At 42.2% G+C, this 10,572-nt stretch carries 8 protein-coding genes and 1 pseudogene; 6 read left to right on the top strand and 3 right to left on the bottom strand.

Annotated elements, in window-relative coordinates:
• Positions 1 to 175: 175 nt before the first annotated feature.
• The 5 genes and pseudogenes from ACG9ZB_RS13640 to ACG9ZB_RS13620 all read left to right on the top strand — a co-directional run bounded on the left by ACG9ZB_RS13640 (position 176) and on the right by ACG9ZB_RS13620 (position 4,740).
• Positions 176 to 898 (top strand): glycerophosphodiester phosphodiesterase, encoded by a 723-nt coding sequence (locus ACG9ZB_RS13640; protein ID WP_419326300.1) that lies wholly within the window; start codon positions 176 to 178, stop codon positions 896 to 898.
• Positions 899 to 1,174: 276 nt separating this feature from the next.
• Complete coding sequence (locus tag ACG9ZB_RS13635; protein WP_058870271.1) at positions 1,175 to 2,341, top strand: acyl-CoA desaturase; 1,167 nt, start codon at positions 1,175 to 1,177, stop codon at positions 2,339 to 2,341.
• Positions 2,342 to 2,460: 119 nt separating this feature from the next.
• Positions 2,461 to 2,776: pseudogene (locus tag ACG9ZB_RS13630) on the top strand (DHCW motif cupin fold protein).
• 78 nt (positions 2,777 to 2,854) lie between these two features.
• The gene (locus ACG9ZB_RS13625) at positions 2,855 to 4,300 is read left to right on the top strand and encodes a protein adenylyltransferase SelO (protein ID WP_419326298.1); all 1,446 of its coding nucleotides are present in this window, start codon (positions 2,855 to 2,857) and stop codon (positions 4,298 to 4,300) included.
• A 68-nt stretch (positions 4,301 to 4,368) separates the two neighbouring features.
• The gene (locus ACG9ZB_RS13620) at positions 4,369 to 4,740 is read left to right on the top strand and encodes an MmcQ/YjbR family DNA-binding protein (protein ID WP_419326296.1); all 372 of its coding nucleotides are present in this window, start codon (positions 4,369 to 4,371) and stop codon (positions 4,738 to 4,740) included.
• A 966-nt stretch (positions 4,741 to 5,706) separates the two neighbouring features.
• Here the strand turns inward: ACG9ZB_RS13620 and ACG9ZB_RS13615 are convergent.
• The 3 genes from ACG9ZB_RS13615 to baeS all read right to left on the bottom strand — a co-directional run bounded on the left by ACG9ZB_RS13615 (position 5,707) and on the right by baeS (position 9,632).
• The gene (locus ACG9ZB_RS13615) at positions 5,707 to 7,062 is read right to left on the bottom strand and encodes an amino acid permease (RefSeq protein ID WP_419326294.1); all 1,356 of its coding nucleotides are present in this window, start codon (positions 7,060 to 7,062) and stop codon (positions 5,707 to 5,709) included.
• A gap of 211 nt (positions 7,063 to 7,273) precedes the next feature.
• Positions 7,274 to 7,960, bottom strand: coding sequence for a response regulator (locus ACG9ZB_RS13610; RefSeq protein WP_419326293.1), 687 nt, complete (start codon positions 7,958 to 7,960; stop codon positions 7,274 to 7,276).
• 19 nt (positions 7,961 to 7,979) lie between these two features.
• Positions 7,980 to 9,632: a sensor histidine kinase efflux regulator BaeS gene (baeS, locus tag ACG9ZB_RS13605; RefSeq protein WP_419326291.1), complete on the bottom strand. Its 1,653-nt coding sequence runs from the start codon at positions 9,630 to 9,632 to the stop codon at positions 7,980 to 7,982.
• Between the two features lie 137 nt (positions 9,633 to 9,769).
• Here baeS and ACG9ZB_RS13600 point away from each other — a divergent pair, with 137 nt between their 5' ends.
• Complete coding sequence (locus ACG9ZB_RS13600) at positions 9,770 to 10,387, top strand: hypothetical protein (RefSeq protein ID WP_419326289.1); 618 nt, start codon at positions 9,770 to 9,772, stop codon at positions 10,385 to 10,387.
• Positions 10,388 to 10,572: the final 185 nt, after the last annotated feature.

Here is a 10,572-nt window from a genome sequence, read left to right as displayed (position 1 = left end):
CCAATTGGTTGTGCGGTAGATTTTGTGTGTAGGCTTCTTCATTTGGAAATTATATTGCCGAAGAAGCCCTTAAGAACGGCTTTGTGCAACAAAGCCTTTCCACCTTAGAATCTATCCCAATCAGATATTTTTAGCGCTACAATCACGCAAAAGACGTATATAGATCAGGTTCAATATGAGAATCATCGGACATCGTGGTGCACGTGGCGAAGCCCCAGAAAATACACTCGGCGGTTTTCAATATATTCATGATCTGAGCATACGTGCGGTCGAATTTGATGTTCGTCAGCTCAAAGACCATGAGCTGATCATTATGCATGATGACAACATGCTCCGAACCACCGGTATCGACCAAGCACTCTACCCATTAAGCAGTACAGAACTCGATACCTATAATCAAGCACATATTTGGCTAGACTGGGAAAAGCAAAGTACGCCAACATTACGACAAGCACTCCAGATTATGCAGGACTTCGAACATCTTGAAGTTGAAGTCAAAGCTGTAGAAACACAAGCTGAAGCTGAGCGACTAACACAACATCTCACACAGCAACTTAGAGGCTTTGAACACAGTGCGGTCATCACCAGTTTTGATCTTAAAATCCTACAAGCACTCCAAAATCAAAACTCAACATTTAAACGTGGCTTATTGATTGAAGACGATATTCAACATCTTGCGATTGAACAAGCGCTCAAATACGACTGTTGCCAAATCGGCTGGATGAACCAACTGGCAACCGATGACTTGTTAAAAGCCACACAACAAGCGAATTTAGCCATTAGTGTTTGGACAGTGAATGACATCGAACGCGCCAAACATTTACGTGACTGTGGCATTGATGGATTAATTACCGATTTTCCTAAAATGATGCTACAACATTTGGCAGATGCACATTGAACAAGCCAACGACTGACTTGAGTTTTACATGAGTAGTGACACTGAAAATATTGATTTTTCATATTGATCGCTCTGCTACGATAAAGCCTAGAAATGCTTCGGTAATTTCGATATCTAAACATTCGTATTCTGTTACTGTTTAGTACAATACATCTGTACAATAATGCTAGTGAACCAAGGTTCGCTCATGCTAATATGCTGTAGCTTAATCCATGCAAAAAGTAATGGATTGACCTTCCATTTATACCTCCCAAGGTTTCAGGAGTGCTGTTGGAGATGAATGCTCCCCTACCCAAAGCCCCATTTAACTGGGTTGCAATTTTTGCATTGGTTTTTCTTCCCATTGTGGCTGTGATTGCAATTCCCTTATATGCCTTTCAGCATGATTTCAGCTTAGCCGCTTGGATCAGTATGTTTGTATTACTGGGTGTTAGTAGCTTAGGTATTACCGCTGGCTATCACCGTCTATGGGCACACCGTGCATATGAAGCAAGCTTACCTTTAAAAATCATTTTGATGATTATGGGTACCTTTGCCGTGCAAAACAGTATTTTATATTGGGGTTCAGGTCACCGTACCCACCACCGCCATGTCGATGATATCGAGAAAGATCCGTACTCGATTAACAATGGCTTTTGGTATGCGCACATGGGTTGGATGCTTCGTGACTATCCATCAGCAGAACCTGATTTTAAAAATGCACCCGATTTACTGAATGACAAATTGGTGATGTTCCAACACAAATACTATGTTCCTTTAGTGATCATCGTCCACACGGGTATTTTATTACCTATTGGTTGGGCTGTAGGCGACTTATGGGGCGTGTTATTGTTGGGCGGATTAATGCGTTTAATCCTCAGCCACCACGTTACGTTCTTCATTAACTCTTTATGCCACATGTGGGGAAAACGTCCATATACAGACGAAAATACCGCACGTGACAACTTCTGGTTAGCGATTGCGACTTGGGGTGAGGGTTATCATAACTACCATCACATTTTCCAATACGACTACCGTAATGGTGTGAAATGGTGGCAATATGACCCAACTAAATGGTTGATTTGGTCATGCTCAAAACTGGGTTTAGCTAAAAACTTACGTCGTATTCCGAGCTTCAATATTAAAAAAGCTGAACTTGCGATGAAGTTTAAATATGCTGAGCAAGACTTAGAAGTTCATGGTCTGAATGTCAGTGATGACATCAGCTCAGCAAAAGCTCGTATTGCACAAGAGTATGATGCGTTCACCCAGACCTTAAATGACTGGGCAAAATTGAAAGAACAAGAAATTCAAGCCAAGAAAACAGCAGTGGCTGAAAAAATCCATCAAATGGATGAAAAGCTTAAAATTGAATTTCAATTGGTTGAACAGCGTCTAGGTCATCACCGTCAAACCTTAACCACCTTGATGCGTAGCATTAAAAAAGCCCCTGTTTCACAATAATTAATCTCTGATTCACCATTTCAAAAGAAAGCTCCGCAAGGGGCTTTTTTTAGCAGTTCATAAAGGATAACAGCATGGATATTAACAACATTCCTTTCGGTATCACCAACTGGGCCTAGATACCAACCACCCGCCATATAGGTGATCAAGGTTATGCCCTATGGCGTACTCAGCAATTTGACGCGATTCGCGTGTGTATGGAGGAGTATTCTGAGAACTATGTGGCCCTTGCGTATAAATAAAGCAATGCTTGATTTATCCTCATTGTGTTCTAAAGGACATATCCTGTTGTTCTTAGAAGGCGAACTACACACGGAACTAGATGATGGTCGAACTTTTACCCTCACAGCTGGCATGAGTTACCAAGTTGCAGATCAAGCTAAAGCTCATCGCTCGTCCAGCTCAAAGCGTGCCAAGCTGTTTATAGTTGACTAAAACAGTTGGATATATGTCTTAACACTAAAACTTTGCTATATTGATGGGGTCATGGCTTATCCCTTGTGATCCTTCACTATGCAGTTCAATTCACGCTACTCCCTCCTTTCTTCAAAGCTTTATCACCATCAACAGCCCCTACCACTAAAAGGCGCAAAAGCAGGTCACTTCAATGCCGCTTTAGCAGAACAGTTGCAATGGTCTGAAGCCGACAAACAGTCTTGGGTAGAGATTTGTAGCGGACAAAAAACCTTTAGTGAATTTGAACCATTGGCAATGGTCTATGCTGGGCATCAATTTGGTCAGTGGGCAGGACAGCTCGGTGATGGTCGGGGTTTATTGATCGCACAGATTCTCGATCAACATGGTCAAACCATTGACCTGCATTTAAAGGGTGCCGGCTCTACTCCTTACTCGCGTATGGGAGATGGTCGTGCGGTACTTCGCTCCGTCATTCGTGAGTATTTGGCTGGACATGCGCTGAATAGTTTAGGCGTGGCTTCAAGTAACGCGGTGGGCTTTACCTCGTCAGCTCAAGGCGTGCAGCGGGAGAAATTGGAACTCGGTGCAATGATGTTACGCACATCAGACTGTCATATTCGCTTAGGACATTTTGAGTGGATCAACCAGTACCAACCGGATTTACTCGACGAATTTACCCAAAAATGCATCGAATGGCATTACCCTGAGTGTTTAGAGGCAGAGCAACCTGTTTTGGCATTTGCAACTCAAGTGATTCAACGGACTGCGATAATGATTGCCAAATGGCAACTGGTCGGTTTCGCACATGGAGTAATGAATACCGATAATTTAAACATTACAGGTTCAACCCTCGATTTTGGCCCTTATGGCTTTATGGAACGCTTTCGTCCGAATTGGATTAACAATCATTCCGACTACCAAGGCCGCTATACCTATCAGCAGCAGCCAAGCATTGGACACTGGAACTTATGGACATGGTTGAATAACCTCATTCCGCTTTGCCCTCAAGACTATGACAAAGAACAATGGAAGCAAGACCTTGCCACTTGCCTAGAGCACTATGAACCTACGTTCTTGGAGCACTACAAACTGGGTTTAAGTCAGAAAATGGGCTTACCTCATTTCCACACGGACAGTTTTGACTGTGCCATGACCTTCTTACGGATTCTACAAACAGAACAGCTCGACTACACACAAAGCTTTACGCGTTTACAGAATCAACAATATGAGACGATTAAAGATGACTGCCTTGACCGTCGTCAATTTGAAAGTTTCCTCGCGCAATATGAACAGATTCGTGCAAATCAAGACACAGCAGAACTTAATGCGGCCATGCAACAAGCCAACCCTGTTTATATCCTACGCAATCACATGGCACAAAAAGCGATTGAGCTGGCTGAACGGAATGATTTCTCAGAAGTCGAACGCTTATTTGACCTGCTTAGTCAACCGTTTGAGCGAAATGTAGCACTAGAGAAAGCGGAAGATTTAGCACCTTTGCCAACGGATGTTCCTGAGGTGATGGTGAGTTGTTCCTCTTAAGCATTTGGCTTAAACTGTGGATAAATTAAACAATATCCACAAGGCTTTCCACTAGAGTGATGATCACCATGTCCTTACACCTTATTGCTGCAAAAGCTGCACTTGCCCTACCAGAAGTGACGTGTAGTCAGCCCTTTGGTGAAGGCCGTGATGTCTATAAGGTCATGGATAAAATGTTTTTGCTCAATTCATCTTTAAGTGGCGCGGCTTTAAGTAACTTAAAAGTTACGCCTGACCAGGGCGCGATGCTACGTGATATTTATCCGTATATTCATGCAGGATGGCATATGAATAAAAAGCATTGGATTTCAATTTATGAAGATGAAGACTTAGATTCGGATTTAGTCATTGATCTGGTACAAAGTTCTTATGAGCTCGTGGTATCCAAGCTGAATAAACGACAAAGAAAGCAAATCGCTGCGCTTCAAGCCATCACCTAAATATGTATTGAATGAAAAAATTGCTAATTATTCCTATTACATGTTCTAAAGCACAACCCTATCACCACATCAAACAGGTCATGGATTTGAACGTATATTGTTTCGGCTAAACAGTTTTTCAACGTTTTCTACGTATTGCCCACTTTGGAACCCAAAATTCGAAACGAAAAGTGAAATGAGACATTTATAGATGATAAAAAAAGCCCGACATCCTGTCGGACTTTTTCGTATTGGTTAGCTAGGTATAACTCCTGTCGTACCTCACATCCTAGTGTTGAACTTATCATTTTTGTTTTATGTTTTGGAACTTCCTGTTCTCTATGACTGCATCATATAAAAAAACTTGGGACTAACCTAGACGTAATCCGCTTAAATAGTTGTAAGCCAAAACGTACATAGAAAAATAAGCTTAATTAGACTTACCCCCAAAATTATCCGCAGAAATTGTGGATAGTTTTCAGGATGACTAAAGCTGAGCCTTACTCCTAAAAATTACTTTTTGCGTGATTTAAAAGCAACTTTATAGCTCAGTACTTCAATCTGTTGGAAATACAATCACTCTTTCTCGATTTTGCCTATTTAATTATCTATCCATATCAATCCGAAAAGTTGAAGTATGAGAGTAGCTCACTCTCCACCCAATTTAATCAGCAGGTCAGGATGAACTCGTACAAAGACGGGCTGAGAATCAGTAAAGTCTTAGTCATTTTCCTGCTCAGTTGCTTATTTGATTGTATTGTTGAAAAGTTAGAATGCCATCTCACAGTCCAACCCTAGGTGACATACATATGGTTTGTAGAATGCTTCCTTGATTTGAATACAGACTCATCGACCTTATCTAAAACAAATGTAAAAGTAAAAAGACAAACCGACACATGATTTGAAATATCTATAATTTATATACCGATCAAAAGCCCAATAAAAAAGGACTCATATGGAGTCCTTTTCAACATCATCATCTGCGCTTTAGCTCTTCTTCGGCTTCAATGTTTTAAATAAAACAAATAACAGGAGTATCCAGACAGGAAGCATCAATACTGACAGCATAAAACCCTGATTCCACATGATATATAAAATCATCAGCATAAACACTAAAACAAAATAATTGCTAAACGGTGCAAATAACGCTGGAAACTTGGTTTGAATGCCCTGCTTTTTCATAGTCTGTCTAAATTTAAGATGGATCAAACTGATCATCATCCAATTGAGCACCGCCGCACTGACCACAACATAAATCAGATAACTGAGCGCTTTTTCAGGCAAAAAGTAATTCAACAGCACGCAACCAAAAATCAGTAATGCTGAAAATAAAACCGCCGCAATCGGTGTCCCTTGCCGATTCACCTGCTTAAAAACTTGTGGGGCATTGCCCTGTTCTGCCAGACCTAATAGCATGCGGCTATTGGCATACATCCCACTATTACAAACAGAAACCGATGCAGTCAGAATAATAAAATTCAGTAAATGCGCTGCCCATTCAATGCCAATTTGCTTAAAAATAAGCACAAATGGACTTTTATCTAAGCCACCCAAATCCAATTGATTCCAAGGCACCAGAGACAAAAGAATCGCCAGCGAGCAAATATAGAACAGGAAAACCCGAATCACCGTTTGATTGACGGCTTTTGGAATGTTCTTTTCAGGATCTTCGGTTTCCGCAGCCGCCATACTGATCAGCTCAATGCCGCCAAATGCAAACATCATAAAGGCCAGCATATAAAACAAACCTTCAAAGCCGTGTGGGAAAAACCCGCCATGTGCCCATAAGTTCGTGACGGATGCGGTTGAACCGACATCAGCCGTCAACAATAGATAAACCCCGAAGATGATCATGGCGATAATCGCCACAACTTTAATCATCGACAGCCAAAACTCAGACTCCGCATACAGTTTGACATTGGCAAGATTGGCCAGTGTGATCACCACAAAAAACACCAGCACCGAGACCCACGCAGGAATATGAGGCCACCAGTAATTCACATATTTGCCAATCGCGGTCAGTTCAGTCATCACCACCAAGATATATAGTACCCAGTAGTTCCAGCCCGTTAAAAAGCCTGAAAACCGCCCCCAATATTTAAAGGCAAAGTAGCTGAATGAACCCGTCACTGGCTCATGTACAATCATTTCACCGAGCTGACGCATAATTAAAAATGCAATCAAACCGCCAATCATATAACCCAAAATAATCGAAGGGCCAGCAGATTCAATAATATGTGCTGAACCTAAGAACAGCCCTGTGCCAATTGCACCACCCATGGCGATCAACTGGATATGACGGTTCTTTAAACGGCGCTGAAGTTTAGGCGTCTCGCTGCTCAAAACACATGCTCATCTGATAAAAAAAAGAATTGTACCGCTTGCACAGATGATCAACCAGTCTTGTTCTTTAAAATCGCAGATTGCTCGTTTTCATTTCACCAGTTGGAGATTTAAGTGAACTGCTGATTTTGATTGACGCCTTGACTCCATCACATAAAAAAAGCGGATAGCCCAAGGCTTATCCGCTTCTTCTATCCTTCAGAAAACTGAATTAATCTTCAGGATATTCAAAACGGTAACCTACACCATATACCGCCTGCACCCATTCATGACGGTTACCTGTTTCAGCCGCATCCGAAATCTTACGACGTAAGTTCTTAATATGACTATCAATCACACGGTCAGCCACTTCAAAACTGTCAGGGTTGATATGATCCAGTAACTGCGCACGTGAATAGACTTGTCCCACATGCTCTAAAAACAACTCCAATAATCGAAACTCCGTCGGCGTTAGGTTTAAAGGCTTTTGTTGATACCAAATACGTTGCTGCGCTTTATCCATACGGAACAAAGACTGATCTTCGGGCTCAGCCTTACGCTCTAAACGGCGTAACACGGCTTGGACACGTGCCACCAATTCTTTCGGGCTAAAAGGTTTACACACATAGTCGTCAGCCCCCATGTTCAAGCCAAGCACACGGTCAATTTCTTCCGTACGTGCCGTGACCATAATAATCGGCAAGTCCGACTGTTCACGGACTTTACGGCAAATGGTCAAGCCATCCATACGCGGCACCATCAAGTCTAAAATCATCAGGCTCGGTTTACGCTGCGTAAAGCTATCAAATGCGTCCTGACCATCGTGAAACATACTGACTTCAAAGCCCGCTGCGTCAAGATAATCGCGGATCAATTGTGCAAGTTCTACTTCATCTTCAACCAGCATAATATGTTTCATACATACTTCCTTTTGTGTTTCATTTTTTTGGGAACGTTAACCTGCAACGTAAACCACCCAAAGGTGAATGATCAAAACTCAATTCACCGCCTAAAGCCTGTGCCAGTTTAGCCGATAAAGCCAAACCTAAACCTGTACCACCTGTGCTACGCGTACGCGAGTCATCTACTCGGTAGAAACGCTCACCGAGTCTTGCTAGTTGCTCATCACTTAAACCATAAGGACTGTCATCAACATAGACGGTCCAAGATGTTGTGGACTGTTCCGTATGAACTCGAACCTGACCACCTGCTTCGGTATAACGAATGCTATTACCCAACAAATTGACCATGATTTGCTTAAAGCGGTCAATATCAAGTTGTAACTCAGCGCCCTCACCTTCGACACTGATGCTTAAATGGGCCTGTTCAAATTTGGGCTTAAAGTTTTCCACTTCTTGCTCAATCACCGCCCAAGGGTTCACGGTTGCAAAGTAACAGTTTAATTGCTGTGCTTCCGCTTGTGCCAAATCGGCCAAGTCATGCGTGAGTTTTTTCAAACTGGTGACTTGGCGTAACATCGATTCAAAATGCTCAGGTGTTGGTTTTCGAATCCCGTCTTGCATCGCTTCGATCTGCGCTTGTAACACGGCCAGCGGCGTTTTCAACTCGTGCGAAGTATCTGACACCCATTGACGACGTGAAATTTCATGCTGATCTAAAATCACCGCCAGTTGGTTAAGTTCATTGGATAAATCACCCAGCTCATCGTTTCGATTCACTTTAACTTGATGCTGAAAATTACCCTTGGTTAATTCACGCGTACCATTTAACAAGCGTTGAATCGGTGTCTTAAAATAAGTCGCAAGTAACAACGCAGCAATTAAACTCGCAAAAACGGTTAAACCATAGACCAGTAATAAATAACGCTTTTGATTACTAAAGAAGTTAATACTCAACGCATCATCTTGATCAAGAACTGGTTTCAGCCCCAAGTAGCCCACCACTTGGTTATTCACCACAATAGGACGGAAAGAAACTTGATCATCCGAAGGTTCACCGACCACGAACTGACGCTGCGTATCGTATAAAGACAAACGCGAGCTAAGGCCTAAACGGTCAGGCGTAGAAATAAACTGTTTTTTGCCTGTGTTTTGTTTGCTCTCTTGTTCAATCTCTTCTTTTTTACGATCTGGACGGAAAACATTTTGATTGGCGCTGAGCGGGAACTTTAAACCTTCAAAGGGTTGAAACTCCGAAGGTAAGTTTTCCTCCAAAGCTTGCAATTCTTGTTCGGTTAAAATCTGTTTTTCATGTTTGACTTCAGTGGTAGAGACATCACTGAGTAAGGTGTTGGTATTTTCTTTAAAATAACGCTGTTGCAAAGCAATGTCATACTGGCGACGTAACCACCAACGAGAGAGACGGTCATAATCATCTGGCGCAGCATGTCCTTCAATCTGCAAAATTTGCGCTTGAATGGCATTGCCCCAGTCATGATAAGTACTATAAACACCTGCCAAGTTATCAATCAGATGATCGAGCTTTTGCATTTCCACATCCGCCACATATTTGGCAAAATTCTTTTGCATCGTCCAATGCAGCACACCTAAACTCACCGTGGTAATCACCAAAGTGGTCAGCAATACAGTGAGGAATAAGCGTAAAGCAATCGGTACGCGGCGAATCTTCAAAAGCAATCTCTCGGTCGTTCTTTTGCCTTTTTATTGTATAGAACACTGCATCAAAAAACTCTCCATTGTTTCTACATCTTTATTATTTAATCTTTAATCATCCAAAATGACATGCTCTTGTATGGGGGAGTTGTAGAATGAATAAGATGACAAAAATTGCTTTAGCGACTGCCAGCGTTTTATCTGTAGGTGCTTTGACTGCCTGTCAATCCACCCAAGCACCAAAAGATATGGAGCAGTCGCAACATATGCATGGTCATTATCAAAAAGACCGTCGCATGACACCTGAACAACGCGAACAGTTTGAAAAAATGCGTACTGAACGCAAACAGGTCATGAAAGACATTAAAAAAGCCTGCGATGGCAAAGCGGTGGGGGCAGCAGTCCAAATTAAAGCAGGTGAGCAAACACTAGAAGGCACATGTGCGATTTCATTTAAACCGAACCGTGATGAAATGAAACGTGGTGAACATCGCCCAATGCATGGTGATCAAGCCGATCGTGGTGAATTCCGTGGCATGCATATGCAACGCGGCGAACCACTAACCGATGCGAAACGTGCTGAGTTAACCCAGCAATACGATCAACGTTTAGCTGAACATCAAGCGCGTCAACAAGCTGCGGCCAAAGCCTGCCAAGGTCAAACCAATGGTAAAGCCGTGCAGTTAAAAATTGGCACACAAACAGTAGATGGCAAGTGCATGGTTCACTTCCAGCCTAAAGCCCCTGTTTCAGCATCGAATAAGGGCGCTTAAGCCACTCTAAAAAGCATAAATAGATAAAAAAGGCGCTAATTGCGCCTTTTTTATTGGACATAACTTTTTACGCTTTTTGACTATTTATGTCATGCTAGAACAGCCAAAACTGTTTACACTCAAACCACTTAGCGATTTTAAATAATATTTATTTGACTTTACAGTCACCAAGAAAAGCCCCTGAA

The sequence above is a fragment of the Acinetobacter johnsonii genome, assembly GCF_048551975.1.
GTDB lineage: Bacteria > Pseudomonadota > Gammaproteobacteria > Pseudomonadales > Moraxellaceae > Acinetobacter > Acinetobacter johnsonii_A.
This window is presented reverse-complemented; position numbering and strand designations above follow the sequence as displayed.

Coding starts and splice junctions, on each gene's coding strand:
- ACG9ZB_RS13600 (WP_419326289.1), top strand. CDS start 9,770: ATGAATAAGATGACAAAAATTGCTTTAGCGACTGCCAGCGTTTTATCT.
- ACG9ZB_RS13625 (WP_419326298.1), top strand. CDS start 2,855: ATGCAGTTCAATTCACGCTACTCCCTCCTTTCTTCAAAGCTTTATCAC.
- ACG9ZB_RS13620 (WP_419326296.1), top strand. CDS start 4,369: ATGTCCTTACACCTTATTGCTGCAAAAGCTGCACTTGCCCTACCAGAA.
- ACG9ZB_RS13635 (WP_058870271.1), top strand. CDS start 1,175: ATGAATGCTCCCCTACCCAAAGCCCCATTTAACTGGGTTGCAATTTTT.
- ACG9ZB_RS13610 (WP_419326293.1), bottom strand. CDS start 7,960: ATGAAACATATTATGCTGGTTGAAGATGAAGTAGAACTTGCACAATTG.
- ACG9ZB_RS13640 (WP_419326300.1), top strand. CDS start 176: ATGAGAATCATCGGACATCGTGGTGCACGTGGCGAAGCCCCAGAAAAT.